At 63.2% G+C, this 16,426-nt stretch carries 10 protein-coding genes; 6 read left to right on the forward strand and 4 right to left on the reverse strand.

Annotated elements, in window-relative coordinates; translation table 11 throughout:
* Positions 1-5 precede the first annotated feature (5 nt).
* From QWE_RS02520 to QWE_RS02530, 3 genes are all read right to left on the reverse strand, one after another.
* Positions 6-4,163, reverse strand: coding sequence for a translocation/assembly module TamB domain-containing protein (locus QWE_RS02520; protein WP_006724499.1), 4,158 nt, complete (start codon positions 4,161-4,163; stop codon positions 6-8).
* Between the two features lie 26 nt (positions 4,164-4,189).
* Complete coding sequence (locus QWE_RS02525; RefSeq protein WP_040299316.1) at positions 4,190-6,124, reverse strand: autotransporter assembly complex protein TamA; 1,935 nt, start codon at positions 6,122-6,124, stop codon at positions 4,190-4,192.
* 148 nt (positions 6,125-6,272) lie between these two features.
* Complete coding sequence (locus QWE_RS02530) at positions 6,273-6,536, reverse strand: glycine zipper domain-containing protein (protein ID WP_006724501.1); 264 nt, start codon at positions 6,534-6,536, stop codon at positions 6,273-6,275.
* A gap of 317 nt (positions 6,537-6,853) precedes the next feature.
* On the opposite strand from QWE_RS02530, the gene QWE_RS02535 reads away from it, so the two are divergent.
* The 5 genes from QWE_RS02535 (at position 6,854) to QWE_RS02555 (ending at position 13,276) form a co-directional block, all read left to right on the forward strand.
* Positions 6,854-7,342: a (2Fe-2S)-binding protein gene (locus tag QWE_RS02535; RefSeq protein WP_006724502.1), complete on the forward strand. Its 489-nt coding sequence runs from the start codon at positions 6,854-6,856 to the stop codon at positions 7,340-7,342.
* Positions 7,343-7,460: 118 nt separating this feature from the next.
* Positions 7,461-9,827 (forward strand): xanthine dehydrogenase family protein molybdopterin-binding subunit, encoded by a 2,367-nt coding sequence (locus QWE_RS02540; protein ID WP_006724503.1) that lies wholly within the window; start codon positions 7,461-7,463, stop codon positions 9,825-9,827.
* A gap of 14 nt (positions 9,828-9,841) precedes the next feature.
* A complete protein-coding gene (locus QWE_RS02545) occupies positions 9,842-10,642 on the forward strand; it encodes an FAD binding domain-containing protein (RefSeq protein ID WP_006724504.1) in 801 nt (266 codons plus the stop codon).
* A gap of 222 nt (positions 10,643-10,864) precedes the next feature.
* Positions 10,865-12,079: a 5-aminolevulinate synthase gene (gene hemA / locus QWE_RS02550; protein ID WP_006724505.1), complete on the forward strand. Its 1,215-nt coding sequence runs from the start codon at positions 10,865-10,867 to the stop codon at positions 12,077-12,079.
* 78 nt (positions 12,080-12,157) lie between these two features.
* On the forward strand, positions 12,158-13,276 hold the full coding sequence (locus QWE_RS02555) for a serine hydrolase domain-containing protein (RefSeq protein ID WP_040299378.1): 1,119 nt from the start codon (positions 12,158-12,160) through the stop codon (positions 13,274-13,276).
* Between the two features lie 8 nt (positions 13,277-13,284).
* Here the strand turns inward: QWE_RS02555 and dxr are convergent, their stop codons facing one another.
* Positions 13,285-14,463 (reverse strand): 1-deoxy-D-xylulose-5-phosphate reductoisomerase, encoded by a 1,179-nt coding sequence (gene dxr, locus QWE_RS02560; protein ID WP_006724507.1) that lies wholly within the window; start codon positions 14,461-14,463, stop codon positions 13,285-13,287.
* Positions 14,464-14,571: 108 nt separating this feature from the next.
* Between dxr and QWE_RS02565 the strand changes: the two genes are divergently transcribed.
* Positions 14,572-16,419, forward strand: a complete 1,848-nt coding sequence (locus QWE_RS02565; RefSeq protein ID WP_006724508.1) for a heavy metal translocating P-type ATPase — start codon at positions 14,572-14,574, stop codon at positions 16,417-16,419.
* Positions 16,420-16,426 lie beyond the last annotated feature (7 nt).

The following is a 16,426-nucleotide window of genomic DNA, read 5'->3' on the forward strand; positions in this document are numbered from 1 at the left end:
ACCGCTCAGTATTCCCTCTCGTAGAAGATGCCGCCGCCCGCACCGTCTCCACCGGCTTCGCCTTTCAGCTTCAATCCCCGGCCGATATCCAGGTTGATTGTTGCCCTCGTCTCGCCGGCACCGCTCTGCTCCAGTTCGATATAGGTCCGGTCGTTCAGATATTTCCCGGCACTAATACTGGTGCCCCCGGTTTCGTCGGTCGAGATATCGAGATCATCGATGCCGAGTGTGCTGCGCAGGGACTGGAAGAGCGATGTGCCCTGTCCGCCGGCCAGTTGCGCAGCGGCATCGGCCAGCTGGGCGATCTGCAGCGGCGAGAGGCGCGACAGCGACTGACCGAAAATCAGCTGGGCCAGGATCTCGTCCTGGGGCAGCGAAGGGGTCGAGGTGAAGGTCACCTGCGGATTGCTGGCAAGCCCTGTCAGCAAAATGACGATGGTTGCGTTGCCGGAGGTGGTGGTCGCCTCGAGGTCGAGCAGTGGCACGAGATCGCCACCAAAGGTGATCGTGGCGCGGGTGATGTCCAGCCGCTTGGTCAGGATCTGCATGCGGCCGCGCCTGAGTTCGAATGCGCCCGAGACCACCGGTGCGGCAGCGCTGCCGGTCAGGCGAATCGTCCCGCCCAGTTCCGCATCGATGCCTCGGCCCCGAATGAAGGTCTGCGACGGCGAAGAGATCGTCAGGTCGAGCGCAATGGGTGCGCCGGCGGAACGGCCTTCGGCCGGCGCCTGCTCGCGTTGTTGCCTGAGGATTGCCGGCGGGGCGTGGCGGTGTTCGATGTCCAGCGCCTGGAGGCTGGCAGGGCGGCTCTCCTGGAGTGTGACCGATGTGCGCGAAAGGTTGATGGTGCCGCCCAGCGTCGGGCCGTTCAGCAGTTGCCCTGTCAGGGTAAGCCGGCCATCCGCCGTGCTGGTCACCGTAGTGCCGTCAACATAGACGGCCTGGTCGAGGTTGATCGTGAGGTCCGCGGGCAGGCCCGGATTTGCGATGTCGATGAAACCGCTTGCCGATACCCGTCCGCCGGTCGCGAGGTTTCCGGTGAGGCTGCCGATCTCGGCGCGCGTGCCGGTGAGGTTCACTGTCGTTGCAATCTGTTCGATCGCAAGGTTGCGTCTCACGTCGACGATACGGGCGCCGCTGGTCGATACGGTACCGGTGATGTTCGGCTGTGCGCCGGTTCCGCCAATCGTGAGGTTGACGCTTGCATTGCCCTCGGCGACGAAACCCTGCGCACCCAGCTGGCTATTGGCTGCGGAAAGCGGCACGTCGCCCTGGACCCGGATGTCGAGACCGGGACCATTCTGCAGTGATACGGTGCCGCCAGCCGCGAGGCCGATACCGGCCCCACTAACGCGGCTGTCCAGAGTCAGGTTCTGGTTCTCGAACCGGCCGTTTGCCGTGATGCCGAGCGGAGGCACTCCGGCGCCCCGGGTCTGGGCGATCGCCGCGTTCTGCCAGTCGAGGCGGTAGTCCGCAATCGGCGCTGCGGTCGTGCCACGCACCGTGACCGTGCCGGAAATCGTGCCTTCCGGGGCGATCTCGGGGGCAAGCGTTGCGGCGAGCGAGGCGGGAAGGGCGGTGATGTCGGCTGCAAGATCAAGCCTCTCGCCCACGGTGCCGGAAAGGGCAATCCGGCCCGAACCCGCGGAAATGACGGTCTCGGCGATCAAGACCTGCCCGTCCGCGACGCGAACCGAGGTGGGAGACGCCAGGGCGAGCGCGATGCCGCGTGGCGCGGCGCTCAATTCGTCAATGGCGACCGCCAGGCCTGCGTCATCCTGGTTCAGCGCGCCCCGAAGACGAACCGGAGCATTGTCGTAGCGCCCGGTGACGTCGAAATCCGTATCCCTGCCCGATCGCGTGAAGCCGAGCGTCACCGCCTCCAGCCGGTTTGCGCCGGAAGCGACGCTCGCTGCGCGCACTGTGCCTTCAACCGCAAGGGCCGCGGCGTCGGGCAGTCTGAGATCGATGGTCGGCTCTGCAATCGTCAGAGCGCCTTGCCGGATGGCATTGCCGGAGGCGCGAATGTCCGCCGCGAGCCGACCCTCGCGAGAGGCGAGCGTCACCTCTCCTTTGAGGTCGCCCGCTACGGTCTGACCGGCAAGTGCGGCAAGCAGGCTCAGATCCGGAAAGTCGAACGCGACGTCGCCGCTCGGTAGCATGTCCGGCCCGAGATCGAGCGCACCCGTCAGCCGGTTCGGGCCGATGGCAAGATCGAGCGCATTGACCCGCGTCAGGCCATCTGCACTGACGACCTGCGCCTTCGCATCGACCGGCTTCCCATCGATCTGGCCGCGTGCGGTCAGGTTGGCGGACGGCGCCTGGCGATTTGCCACGCCGTCGAGCTGGAGCGTCAGATCGTCGATGCGATAACCGGCGGCCTGGCCCTCCTCGACCACAAGGGTGACGGACGCCTCGAGCGCATCGAGTGGGCCGGATGCCGAGAGGTTGAAGGAGGCGGGCGCCTCAAGTCGTTCGACGAAAAGCCCGATGTCCCGAAGCTGACCGGTCAGGTCGGTGGCGATCATACCGTCCTGATCGAGGGAGAGGGAGCCTTCGGCTTGGGCGATGTCGCTCGCAAGGACGATCTCCCGCAGCGCTACCGCGCCCGGTGCGACGAAATCGACCCGGGCCGACAGGTCGACGGGTCCGTTGAGCCGGCTCGAAAGTGCGGGAGGCAGCATGTCGGGTTCGGCCCGAACGGCGAGACGCCCGGAGAAACCGTTGTCGGCGAGCGTGTATTCGCCGGAGCCTTGCAGATCTAGACCATTGCTATCGAAGACCAGCTGCTCGAAGGCGATCGTTTCCGGCGTCACGGTCAGCGGCGCTATCAGTGTCAGCGGACCCCTGACATAAGGCCGGATGGACTCGTCGCGGATATCTGTTCCCTGGACCGATGCCTGAAGGTTGACCGGTCCCGCACGGTTTGCAAGGTCGAAGCTGTCACTGGCGGCAGAAAGTGTCAGATCCGTGAAGCTGCCCTGGGGAACGGTGATTTCGGCGAGATCGGCGCGCAGCGACAGGCTTGCGGCCGGTGCCTGTCCCGTTACGGCAAGATCGAGGCTCCGCAGCCTCACACTGCCGGTGAAATCCGGTGACTGCGAGGTGATGCCGACGGGTTCACCGGTCGCACGGGCCGTCAGCCTGAGATCGTTCTGACCGTTCGGATCGTAGAGACCGGCGGCCTCGACTTCGGCCGAAGCCGTTGCAAACTGGCCGCGCTCGATGGCAACCGATCCGTCTGCACCCAGTCGGGCCGCGACATCGATCGACGTTTCCCCGGCCATGACATCACGCAGTTCCGGCGGAACCAGCCCTGAAAAGAGCCCGCCGCCATTTGCGGTCAGTGTTCGCATTCCGTCCTGGGCGAGCTTGTGGGTGACATCGACCGTGATCGTCCGCTCGCCGTCGAGCGATGCCATGACTTCGCCTGCCCAATCATCGAGCGGTCCGTCGCCGTCCACCTTGATCGCCAATGCCGGGAGACCGGACAGTTGCAGCCTTTCGCCGAGAAGACCTGCCGCCGGCTCCTGATAGTCCAGGTTGATGCGCAGCTGGTTGTCGTTCGGCGCATAGAGCAGGTCGACCACGGCATTGTTGCCGGGATCGTCGAGCCGTGTGGCCGTCAGCCGGCTTGCGATCGTTTCGCCAACAATCGTCAATGATCCCTGTGCCGACAGGGCGAAGTCGCGTTCAGCGAGGGCCGCCCCGATTTCGATGGAGGGCAAGTCGACGGAGGCGACATCGATCTCGATCGGCAACGAGAACGGCTCGTCCGATTGCGGCTCCGCAGATGGAAGCGGTGCGCGTTCGACACTCACCTGGCGCGCCGTGATGCGTTCGGCCGTAAACCGCTTGCGGATGAGGTCGCGCGGTGTCCAGTCGAGTGAAAGATCATCTACTGTCGCGTAGACGCCCTGGCTGTCTGCTATCGTGATGCGATCGACGGAAAACTTGCTGCTGAGCAAAGGTCCGGTGCCGGTCAAGGTAATCTGCTGATTGTCGGTCGAGATGAGCCTAGCGATCTGGTCGGCGAGAAACTGGCTTCCCGTGCGCGAAAAGCCGCCGACGAGAATGACCACCACGAAGAGGGCGATCAGCGCAGCCACCAGGCCGCCCAGAAGGCGAATCGTCCAGGTCAGGATGCGCTTCAACCAGATCATGTTCACTATTGTCCTGTCTCGCCCGGTCAGAAGCTCTGGCCGATGCCGGCATAGATTGCATAACGGCTGCCGCCGTCATACGGGTCCAGAGGAACCGCTACATCAAGCCGCAAAGGACCGAAGGGGGTCATGTATCGCAGACCGACCCCTGCGCCCATCTTGATATCGGAGAAATCAGGCACGGTGGTGTCGGTGACCGTGCCGATGTCGAAAAAGGGCACGATGCCGATCGTATCGGTCACACCGATACGGGCTTCGAGATTGGCCGTGACATAGGATCGGCCGCCGGTGCCCTCGTCGGCGGCGGTCTTCGGGGTGATTTCCTGGAAGGAATAGCCGCGGACCGAGCCACCGCCACCGGCGAAGAAGCGTCGGGTCGCTGGAATGGCCGAGAGATCGCCACCGCCAACCAGCGTGCCCGCGTTCAGACGACCGGCGAGGACGAAGCGGTCTTCTTCGCCAAAGCCGAGATAGGCCGAGATCGAACCCTCGAGCGAGGTGAAGAAGGTCTGGCCGAAGAAATCGTAGCTCGGTGTCAGCGAGATCGTGCCGTAATGACCCTCGGTGGCGTTCAGCCGGTTGTCGCGGGTGTCCCTGATGTAGCCGAGCGGCACGCCGAAGGTCAGGTACTCGTTGTCGTCGCCGAAGGCATCGTCGATGCTGTCATAGGCAAGGGAGACGCCGGCATTGACGATGTCGGTATCGGTGAGTTCATAGGCATAGGATACCTTGCCCGTCACCGTTGCAGCGTCGTAATAGTCGGTCTTGAGCGTGCTGCCCTTGATGCTGGCCTCAAGCGTGCCCGAGGGGACGAAGGCGCCCGGCTTTATGAAAGTGATGCCGGCCGTGTAGTCGAGCGAGGTGACGTCGCTGACGTCCTTCAATTCTCCAAGCCCGCGCACCGCGCCTTCGATCCTCAGCGATTCCGCCTGGCCGAACAGATTGCGGTGGCCCCAATAGCCCTCGATGCCGCCACCGTCGAGCGAGGAATAGCTCGCTCCGATGCCGAAATAGCGATGCTTGCCCTCCGAGACGGTGATGCCGATCGGCAGGGATCCGCTCGGATCCAGTCCTTCCGCCTCGTTGATGGTCGCAGACGAGAAGACGCCGAGTGTGCGCAACCGCTCGCCTGCCTTGCGCAACTGTTCGGGCGAATAGGTCTGGCCCGGCCTCAGTCTCGAATAGTAGGCGATGAAGTCCGAATCGACTGTCCGAGCGCCCTTGACCGTGACGGCGCCAAGCGGCGCGACGGGCCCTGCGTCAACGGCGATCGTTACATCGACGGTATTTGTCTGGTGGTCGGCGACCACCTGACGGCGGGTCACGTTCGTCAGGGGCCTGCCTTCTTCTTTCAGGCGCTCTGCCATCTGTTCGGCTGCGCGCAGAATGACCAACGAGCCCGCATTGCCTCCGGGCACCAGATCGAATTCTGTGGGGTCGAGACGCGCCGCATCGCCTTCGAGGCTGATATCCCCCAGTTCAAAGGTCGGACCAGGCTGCACGGAGATGGCGATGGGAACGGGGCGTGAGCGGTCGAAGACGGGGTTCGGCGGCAGAGTGTCGATGTCGCGACCGTCGATCGTCACGGTGACGATGCCGCCATAGAGCGCGTTTTCATAGAGTGTCGCGATCAGACGATCGCGATCGTCGCGGGCCTTGATGACGAGGCCGAGATCGCCGGATACGGGCTGATCTTCGTCAGCCACCAGCAACGACGTGCGTTCAAGTGCTTTCTTCACGCCGCGATCGGCGTCGCCGGTCTCGAGGACAATGCTGTAATCGACGGGATCAATGATGTCGCGGTCGGCTTCGTCGCTACCGAAAAGACGAATCCCGAACAACTCGAAGGCGTAGGCCTGCGAGGTTATGCTGACGGACAGGGGGCTCGCGACGCTCAGTAACAGCCCGAGCCGGAACGCATGACTAAATTTCGGCAATGTCCATCCACTCGGTCTCGGCATGTCGCTTTCATCGCGATCCCTCAGGCACTCCCCACCCGCCGGACAACTTAGGCGGAAATGCGCCTCATAGCATACCCCCTTTTTAAGCGCTTATGAAAAAAGGCGGGAAGTGTTGTCTTCCCGCCCTGTCTCGTTTGCGGCCGTTGCCTCAGTAGCTGCGCGGGCAGGCGTCGATGTAGCGGTTGCCGTAGCGGTCGCGGTAATAGCACTGGCCCGGCTGCTCCGAAACGCGGCCAATCACGGCACCTGCAACGCCGCCGATGGCCGCGCCGACGGCGGCACCCCGGACGTTGCCCGTGGCGATACCACCAATGATTGCACCGGAGGCAGCGCCGATGCCGGCACCTCGTTCCGTCTGGGTGCAGCCAGCGACCGAAAGGCCGACCAGCATCAGCACAAGAGCTTTCTTCATCTTCATCTCTCCAAGTTCCACGCGCCCGGTCGAACCGGTCTTGTTGTCACAATATGCCTCGCCGCTCGAGCTCTCCCCACGCGGCTTGAGGCTTTCATGAGCATAATCTTGGCCAAGGGAAAGTCCATGGCCGTGGCTCACACCCGTTCGGGTGTTCCATTGCATGAGACACCGAAGATGAACCCAGGATTTACAGGCGGTTCCATGCTGCGATGCGGCACACAAATTTTCGTTTGCGACGTTCTAGACGGTTGCACATGTCACATAAAACTCACACCATGCCATCCGTGTCCGGGAGAGACACGAGGAGGAACAACATGGCTAAAGTGACACTGACGGTGAATGGCCGGACAGTGAGCGGAGAGTGCGAGGATCGCACCCTGCTCGTGCATTTCATTCGCGAAAAACTTGGTCTGACGGGAACGCATGTGGGCTGCGATACCACCCAATGCGGCACCTGTGTCGTTCACATGGACGGCAAGTCGATCAAGAGCTGTTCGATCCTGGCCGTCCAGGCCTCGGGATCGTCGATCACGACGATCGAGGGTCTCTCTTCCGGCGGTGAGCTTCACCCGGTTCAGGCAGCCTTCAAGGAGCATCACGGTCTGCAATGCGGCTTCTGCACGCCCGGCATGGTGATGACCGCGCTCGACACGATCTGTCGTCACAATGGTGCGCTCGACGAGGCCACCGTCCGCCACGAGCTCGAAGGCAATATCTGTCGCTGCACGGGCTACCACAACATCGTCAAGGCCGTGCTTTCGGCCAACGAAGCGATGACCGCCGGCCGTCAGGCCGCCGAGTGACGTCCAAGCGAATAGGGAATAGCCAGTAGCAAATGGACCGTCGCGCCGCGACGTCATCTGAACGCACTCAGCCCTCTATTCGCCATTCGCTATTCGCTCACTTCTGGAGGAGAAGACAATGGGTGTTGAAGGAATCGGCGCGCGCGTGGCGCGCAAGGAAGACAAGCGTTTTCTGACCGGCAAGGGCCGGTATACCGACGACATGGTCGTTCCGGGCATGAAATATGCCTATTTCGTCCGTTCGCCCTATGCACATGCGAAGATCAAATCGATCGATGTCGCGGCGGCCAAGGCCATGCCAGGCGTTATCGACGTGCTCGACGGCAAGCAGCTCTTGGCCGATGGTATCGGCAATCTGATCTGCGGCTGGATGATCCATTCCAAGGACGGCACGCCGATGAAGATGGGCGCCTGGCGTCCCCTCGCGCACGAGACCGTGCGCTATGTCGGTGACGCCGTTGCGATCGTCATCGCTGACAGCGTCGGCGAGGCGCGCGATGCTTCGGAAGCCGTGGCTGTCGAGTATGAAGAGCTGCCGGTTGTGACCGGTGCCGTCGATGCGCTGAAATCAGGCGCACCGCAGCTTCATCCGGAAGCGCCCGGCAACCTGATCTTCGACTGGGAGATCGGCGACAGCGCTGCAGCAGACGCTGCGATCGCCAGTGCCGCGCATGTCACCGAGATCGAGATCTTCAACAACCGCCTGTCGCCGAACCCGATGGAACCGCGCGCCACGCTCGGCATCTACGACACGGCGGAAGATCACTTCACCTGCTATACGACGTCGCAGAACCCGCATGTCGCGCGTCTCGTGATGAGCGCCTTCTACAATGTTGCGCCCGAGCACAAGCTGCGCGTCATCGCGCCCGATGTCGGCGGCGGCTTCGGCTCGAAAATCTACATCTATCCGGAAGAGGTGGTCTGTCTCTGGGCCTCGAAGAAAACAGGCGTGCCGGTCAAGTGGACGTCCGACCGGACGGAGGCCTTCCTCACCGACGCCCATGGCCGTGACCATGTCTCCAAGGTGAAGATGGCCTTCGACAAGGACCACAAGATCATCGGTCTGAAGGTCGACACCATCGCCAATCTCGGCGCCTATATGTCGCTCTTCTCGTCCTCGGTCCCGACCTATCTCTACGCGACGCTTCTGTCGGGCCAGTATGCGATCCCGGCGATCCATGCCAATGTCCGCACGGTCTATACCAACACCGTGCCGGTCGACGCCTATCGCGGTGCCGGCCGTCCGGAGGCGACCTATCTGCTTGAGCGCACCGTCGAAACGGCCGCCCGTGAACTCGGCATCTCGCCGGCAGAACTGCGCCGTAAGAACTTCGTACGGACCTTCCCGTACCAGACACCCGTGATCATGTGCTACGACGCTGGTGACTACGACGCCTCGCTTGAAGCGGCGATGTCCGCAGCCGACTGGAACGGCTTTCCGGCCCGCAAGGCGGAAGCCGCACGGCGCGGCAAGCTGCGCGGCATCGGCATGAGCTGCTATATCGAGGCCTGCGGCATCGCGCCGTCGGCGGCGGTCGGCTCGCTCGGTGCGGGTGTCGGCTTGTGGGAATCGGCGGAGGTCCGCGTCAATGCGGTCGGCACAGTCGAAGTGCTCACCGGCTCGCATAGCCATGGCCAAGGTCACGAGACAACCTTTGCCCAGCTTGTCTCCGAACGCTTCGGTCTGCCGATCGACAATGTCTCGATCGTGCATGGCGATACCGACAAGGTGCAGATGGGCATGGGCACCTATGGTTCCCGTTCCGGTGCCGTCGGCATGTCTGCCATCGTGAAGGCGCTCGACAAGGTCGAGGCGAAGGCCAAGAAGATCGCCGCGCATCTGATGGAAGCCGACGAGAGCGACATCGTCATCGACAATGGCGAGCTGAAGGTCGCCGGCACCGACAAGTCGGTGCCGTGGTTCCAGGTAGCGCTTGCGGCCTATACCGCCCACAACCTGCCGTCGGGCATGGAGCCGGGTCTGAAGGAGGGCGCCTTCTACGATCCCTCAAACTTCACCTTCCCGGCCGGCTGCTACATCGCCGAAGTCGAGGTCGATCCGGAAACGGGCAAGACCGAGATCGTGCAGTTCGTCGCAGCCGACGACTTCGGCAACATCATCAATCCGATGATCGTCGAGGGACAGGTGCATGGCGGCATCGCGCAGGGCATCGGCCAGGCGCTGCTCGAAGGCGTGCATTACGATCCGCAGACCGGCCAGCTTCTGACCGCAAGCTACATGGACTATGCCATGCCGCGCGCCGACGACCTGCCGTCGTTCAATGTCTCGCATCAGAACACGCCGTGCCCGGGCAATCCGCTTGGCATCAAGGGCTGTGGTGAGGCCGGCGCCATCGGGTCTCCGCCGGCGCTGATCAACGCGATCACCGATGCGATCGGCAACAACGATCTCAACATGCCGGCGACGCCGCTTGCCGTCTGGAGCGCGCTCCAGGCCAATGCGACCCGCCAGGCCGCCGAATAAGGGAGGAGAGGACCATGCAGCTCTATTCCACCAGCTACCATCGTGCTTCCTCCCTCGAGGATGCCGGCAAGCTCCTCTCCGGTGCCGAGGACGGCAAGTTCATCGCCGGCGGCCAGACGTTGATCGCGGCGTTGAAACAGCGCCTCGCCCAGCCGTCTGATCTCGTCGATCTCCGGCACATCGACACCCTCAAGGGCATCAAGGTCGAGGGGCGCCGTGTCAGCATTGGCGCTGCCGTCACCCATGCGGAGGTCGCTTCTTCGGCCGCCATCCGCGCGGTGTGCCCGGCGCTTTGCCATCTCGCCTCGATGATCGGTGATCCGCATGTGCGCCACATGGGCACGATCGGCGGCTCTGTCGCCAATGACGATCCGGCTGCCGACTATCCGTCGGCCGTGCTCGGCCTCGGGGCGACGGTGGTGACCAATACGCGCGAGATCGCGGCTGACGATTTCTTCGTCGGCCTATTCGAGACGGCGCTTGCCGAGGATGAAATCATCACGGCCATCCGTTTCGACGTTCCGGAAAAGGCCGGCTATGCCAAGTTCGCCAATCCGGCCTCGCGTTATGCGATGACCGGTGTCTTTGTGTCGAAAGGTGCAGGGGGTGTGCGTGTCGCGGTGACCGGCGCCGGATCGTCAGGCGTCTTCCGGCATGCCGGACTTGAAGCGGCTCTTTCGGCCAACTGGTCACCGGAGGCAGTCGCGGGTGTCGAGATCGATTCGTCGGAGCTGATGTCGGATCTGCATTGCACGGCCGAATATCGTGCCAATCTCATCCGGGTCATGGCCAAGCGTGCCGTTCAGGCATCTTGATGCCTGGGTCCGTCACCAAAAACGGAAAAGGGCGACCGTTGTCGCCCTTTTTCTCTGCAGCTTGACGCAGATCAACTTTCGACCGCTGCAATCCGTTAGGATTTATGTGAGAAAGTTCTGAAATTCGCGCCTTTTGTCGCAGTTTAGAATGAATATACAGAAGCAGGGTTGACCGGAACCGCGGACGGACCCAAAAGAGGCTGAAAGACTGGAGTGACAGGCATGGATTTCGAGGCGTTTTTCAAGGATCAGCTCGCGGGGCTTCACGAGGAAGGCCGATACCGCGTCTTCGCTGATTTGGAACGCCAGCGTGGCAATTTTCCGCGCGCGACCCGCTACACCGAAAACGGCACCCAGGAGGTGACCGTGTGGTGCTCCAACGATTATCTCGGCATGGGCCAGAACCCGCTCGTCATTGACGCCATGAAACAGGCCATCGATGACTGTGGCGCGGGTGCGGGAGGCACCCGGAATATCTCTGGCACCAACCACTACCACGTTCTTCTCGAGCGCGAGCTCGCCGGTCTGCACAACAAGGAATCGGCGCTGATCTTCACCTCGGGCTATGTGTCGAACTGGGCAGCGCTCGGTACGCTCGGCGCCAAGATCCCGGGTCTGATCATCTTCTCGGATGCCCTCAACCACGCTTCGATGATCGAAGGCATTCGTCATTCCAAGGCCGAGCGCGTCATCTGGAAGCATAACGACGTCAAGGATCTGGAAGCCAAGCTCGCTGCTGCCGATCCCAAGGCGCCGAAGATGATCGCATTCGAGTCCGTCTACTCGATGGATGGCGACATCGCACCGATCAAGGAAATCTGTGATCTCGCCGACAAGTATGGCGCGATGACCTATCTCGACGAAGTCCATGCTGTCGGCATGTACGGCGCCCATGGTGGTGGCATCGCCGAACGCGAAGGCCTGATGGATCGCCTGACGATCATTGAAGGCACGCTCGGCAAGGCCTTCGGCGTCATGGGTGGTTATATCGCCGCCTCGACCGCTCTCTGCGATTTCGTTCGCTCGTTTGCCTCGGGCTTCATCTTCACCACCGCTCTGCCGCCTGCGCTCGCCGCCGGTGCGGTTGCCTCCATCCGCCATCTGAAGACCAGCCAGGTGGAGCGTTTCGCCCATCAGGAGCGCGTGCGTCGTCTGCGTTCCATGCTCGACAAGGCCGGCATTCCGCATATGCCGAACCCGAGCCATATCGTGCCGGTCATGGTCGGCGATGCCGCCAAGTGCAAGTGGATCTCCGACCTGCTGCTCGACAACTGTTCCATCTATGTGCAGCCGATCAACTATCCGACGGTCCCGAAAAAGACCGAGCGGCTGCGCATTACGCCGACCCCGCTGCACACCGATGCCGATCTTGAACACCTCGTCGGCTCGCTGCACCAGCTCTGGTCGCGTTGCGCGCTGGCGCGTGCGGTGGCTTGATCGCCAGATAACAACCCTTCATAGATGCGGGTTCCGGAAACGGAGCCCGCATTTTTTGATTTGGGAGGTTTGCAGAACGTGTCCATTTCCGCGCGTGTGAATGACCTTGTTGATCGGGTCGTCGAGGAAGAGCGCATTACTGGCGCCGTTGTTCTGGTCTATCAGGATGGTCAGCCTGTCCTCGAAAAGGCCGCTGGTTTTGCGGATCGTGAGGCGGTAGTGCCTGCCCGTCTCGACACGATCTTCCGCTATGCCTCCGTTACCAAGCCGATCGTCGCCATCACTGCGCTTATTATGGTCGAGAAGGGGTCGATCGGGCTTGACGATCGGGTCTCGCAATACCTGCCCTGGTTCCGGCCGAAGACGGCAGACGGCGTGGAAGCTCGGATCACCATTCGCCATCTGCTGACCCACACGTCCGGTTTGCTCTACGATCCGGCACTGGAGCTTCTGCCCGAAGCACAGCGCATGACGCTCGGCCTTGGCAATACGGATCTCAGCCTCGAGGATAACTTCAGCCGACACAATGCCATCCCGCTTGCCTTCGAGCCGGGTAGCCGCTGGGGCTATTCCTTCGCGACCGACATTCTCGGCGGTGTGCTCGCTGCCGTGCATGGCGGGACGCTGGAGGATGCCGTCGTCCATCATGTCGCCGGCCCGCTCGGCATGACCGATGCGCGCTTTCATGTGACGGATCCTGCGCGCCTCGCAGTTGCCTATGCCGATCATCCGGGTCGACCCATGCGGATGCCAGACCCTTGGGTGAGCGGCGACGAGGAGAACTGGCGCACCGTGTTTTCGCCCGGCCGCATCTTCAACCCCAAGGCCTTCCAGTCTGGTGGGGCAGGCATGGTCGGCACAGCGAAGGACTTCTTGCGGCTCCTGGAAATGCTGCGGACCGATGGCGGCGGTCTGCTCTCGCCCGGGATGGCGTGTGCCGCACTTTCCAATCAGATCGGTGATATCGAGGGCGAGCCCGGCTATCGCTTCAGCTTCGTCGGGGGCGTGGTGACCGATCCCGAGGCGGCGCAAACTGTCCTGCCGAAAGGTGTGATCCAGTGGGGCGGTGTCTACGGCAATACCTGGTTCATCGATTTGAAGGAGAAGCTGACCGTCATCAGCCTGACCAACAATGCGCTTGAAGGCTGCAACGGAGCCTATCCGGAAATGCTGCGGGCGGCCGTCTACGATCGGTAAGTTGTAGCTTACCGTTTCGCGATAACCTCTGTCGCCTTGCGCCTTGCCTCGCGATCAGCGGCATAGACGTCGGCGATCGTGTCTGCCGGTACCCCTTCGACCATCGCGTCCATCACCGTCTCCACGACCTCGGCCATGTCCAGGAAGCGGATCTTGTTCTCGACGAAGGCGTTGAAGGCGGTCTCTTCCGCGGCATTGAGGATGGCGCCCTGCAGGCCGCCACGCACAAGCGCTGTGCGGGCAAGTCTCAGGGCCGGGAAGCGCGTCTCGTCCGGCGCCCCGAAATCGAGCCTTGCGAGCTTGGCAAAGTCGAGCCTGTCGACATTGAGCGCCGGGCGCTTCGGATAGGTCAGGGCATAGCCGATGGCGGTGCGCATATCCGGCACGCCGAGTTGGGCGATGACGGAACCGTCGGTATAGCCGACCATGGAATGAATGATCGATTGCGGATGGACGACGACCTCGATCTGGTCGGGGCGGACGTCGAAGAGGTGCTTGGCCTCGATCATCTCCAGCGCCTTGTTGAACATCGAGGCGCTGCCGACGGAGATCTTGAGGCCCATTGACCAGTTCGGATGGGTTCGGGCCGCCTGCACCGTGACATTCGCCATCTGCTCGCGCGTGTGGGTGCGGAAGGGGCCACCCGAGGCGGTCAAGACGATGCGCTCCAGCGCGTGACGCTGGTCCTGCTCCAGACACTGGAAGATCGCCGAGTGCTCGCTGTCGACGGGAATCAGGCGCCCGCCGCCCTTCTTTACCGCATCGACGAAGAGGGGGCCTGCAGACACAAGGCATTCCTTGTTGGCCAGCGCGATGTCGGCGCCGCGGGCGGCAGCCTTCAGGGTCGGCGCGAGCCCGGCGGTGCCGACGATTGCCGCCATCACCCAGCCTGCGTCCACAGCGGCGGCTTCCTCAAGCCCGCTTGGGCCGGCTGCAACATCTGTGTCGGATCCCGACAGCAGATCCTTGAGCGTCCTGTATTGGCTTTCGTCGGCGGTGACGGCGAGTTTTGCTCCCGTGCGGCGGGCCTGTTCGGCGAGCAGATCGAGATTGCCGTTGCCGGTGAGCGCCATCACCTCGAAGTTATCGCGACCGCCGAGCTGTTCGATCACGTCCAGCGTATTCACGCCGATCGAACCCGTCGAGCCGAGGATGGTAAGGCGGCGGGGCCGGGCATTGTCGATCATGCTGCTTACGTCCGATTGCTTCATGCTTAGAAGGCTCTACAAGGGAAAGGGAAGACCAGCAAGAGAGGTCGGTTTCGACCTATCGCCAACGCCTTTGGGAATATGACGATGCCGGACTTGTCGCAGCCGACACGATTGCGTGAGAGCCTGCCTGTCCTGCTCGCGGCGCTCGCCTTTCTCTGTCTCGCCGGCGGCGGGGCGCTGTTCCTCTCAGCCCTGCCAGAACAGGCGGCGCAGATCTGGATGATCGGCGCTAGCGCCGTTCTCATCGTTCTCGTCTTCGATATTCTCCGCGCGCTTCTGCAGGGCCGGATGGGGGTCGACGCGATTGCCGCGCTGTCGATCGGCGTCGGCCTCGCACTCGGGGAGAACCTTGCCGCCGCCATCGTCGCCGTGATGTATGCCGGCGGGCAATTGCTCGAAAGCTTTGCCGAGGGGCGGGCCCGGCGCGACATGACGGCCCTGCTCGGTCGTGTCTCGCGAACGGCGATGGTTTATCGCGGCACAAACCTCGAAAGCGTGGCAATCGAAGCGCTGAAGCCGCAGGACCGGATCCTGGTCCGCAAGGGCGAAGTTGTGCCCGTCGATGGTCGTTTGCTTGCACCGTCTTCGGTGCTCGACCTGTCGGCACTGACGGGGGAGTCCCTCCCGGTCTCGATCACGCTCGGCGCAGAGGTGCCGAGTGGCGCAACGGCAGTCGGTGATGCCTTCGACCTTCTGGTTCTCAGGGAATCCAAAGAAAGCACCTATGCCGGGATCGTCCGCCTCGTCGAACAGGCACAGGCCAGCCGAGCGCCAATGGCGCGTCTCGCAGATCGTTACGCACTCTTCTTTCTCGGCATCACGCTTCTGCTCGCCGGTGGCGCCTGGTGGTGGAGCGGAGAGGCCACGCGGCCGCTTGCGGTGCTCGTCGTTGCCACCCCCTGTCCGCTGATCCTCGCCGTGCCCGTTGCCGTCATCGCCGGCATGTCGCGGGCTGCGTCCCAGGGCGTGCTGGTCAAGACGGCCGGCGCATTGGAAGCGCTGGCCGCCGTCACCACCGTGGTGGTCGACAAGACGGGCACTGTCACCTCGGCACGCCCCGAGGTCGCAGATGTCAGGGCGGAAGTCGGTTTCACGGTGGATCAGGTGCTCGCGCTTGCCGCCTCGCTGGATCAGGCTTCGAGCCATGTCGCGGCCGAAGCTCTCGTACGGGCCGCCACCGCGCGTGGCCTCGCCCTCACCCTGCCGCAGGGTGTGGCTGAAGATGCCGGCCGCGGCTTGTCAGGGCTCGTCGGTGAGCGGCGGGTGGTGCTGGGCGGCAGCGGCTATGTGCTGTCACACCTGGTGGCGGGGGAGGCGTTCGATCGCGCAAATGTGGAGAATGGTGCCGCCGTCGTGGCGGTCGGTATCGACGGACGTGCCGCAGGGCTTGTCCTGCTCTCCGATCCGCTCCGGCACGATGCCGGCGATGCGATCGCCGGTTTCCGGGCTGAGGGCATAGGGCGGATGGTCATGGCGTCCGGCGACAGGACCGATGTTGCCGAAAAGGCGGCCGCAACTCTTGGTCTCGACGCCGTTTCGGGTGATCTGACGCCGGAAGGGAAGGTGGAGCTGATCCGTCGCGAGCGTGACACGGGCACAGTGATGATGGTCGGCGACGGGGTCAATGATGCGCCGGCGCTGGCGCTTGCCGATGTCGGGGTGGCAATGGGTGCGCGGGGATCGGCTGCCTCATCGGAGGCGGCCAATGTGGTCCTGCTGGCCGATGATCTGCGTCGTTTGCCGCTGGCCTGCGGGATCGCCAGGCGTTCCCGCAACATTGCCCGGCAAAGTGCAATTGCCGGGCTGATTCTCTCCGGCGGCGCGATGGTCTTCGCCGCCTTCGGTTATCTCTCGCCCGTTCAGGGTGCGCTGCTGCAGGAGGTCATCGACGTCGCCGTCATCCTCAACGCCTTGCGCGCCCTTCGGGGCTAAGTCGGCC

Origin of the sequence: Agrobacterium albertimagni AOL15 (assembly GCF_000300855.1) — a bacterium.
GTDB classification, from domain to species: Bacteria; Pseudomonadota; Alphaproteobacteria; order Rhizobiales; family Rhizobiaceae; genus Allorhizobium; species Allorhizobium albertimagni.

Coding starts and splice junctions, on each gene's coding strand:
- QWE_RS02545 (WP_006724504.1), top strand. CDS start 9,842: ATGCAGCTCTATTCCACCAGCTACCATCGTGCTTCCTCCCTCGAGGAT.
- QWE_RS02565 (WP_006724508.1), top strand. CDS start 14,572: ATGCCGGACTTGTCGCAGCCGACACGATTGCGTGAGAGCCTGCCTGTC.
- QWE_RS02530 (WP_006724501.1), bottom strand. CDS start 6,536: ATGAAGAAAGCTCTTGTGCTGATGCTGGTCGGCCTTTCGGTCGCTGGC.
- QWE_RS02535 (WP_006724502.1), top strand. CDS start 6,854: ATGGCTAAAGTGACACTGACGGTGAATGGCCGGACAGTGAGCGGAGAG.
- QWE_RS02520 (WP_006724499.1), bottom strand. CDS start 4,163: ATGATCTGGTTGAAGCGCATCCTGACCTGGACGATTCGCCTTCTGGGC.
- hemA (WP_006724505.1), top strand. CDS start 10,865: ATGGATTTCGAGGCGTTTTTCAAGGATCAGCTCGCGGGGCTTCACGAG.
- QWE_RS02525 (WP_040299316.1), bottom strand. CDS start 6,124: ATGCCGAGACCGAGTGGATGGACATTGCCGAAATTTAGTCATGCGTTC.
- dxr (WP_006724507.1), bottom strand. CDS start 14,463: ATGATCGACAATGCCCGGCCCCGCCGCCTTACCATCCTCGGCTCGACG.
- QWE_RS02540 (WP_006724503.1), top strand. CDS start 7,461: ATGGGTGTTGAAGGAATCGGCGCGCGCGTGGCGCGCAAGGAAGACAAG.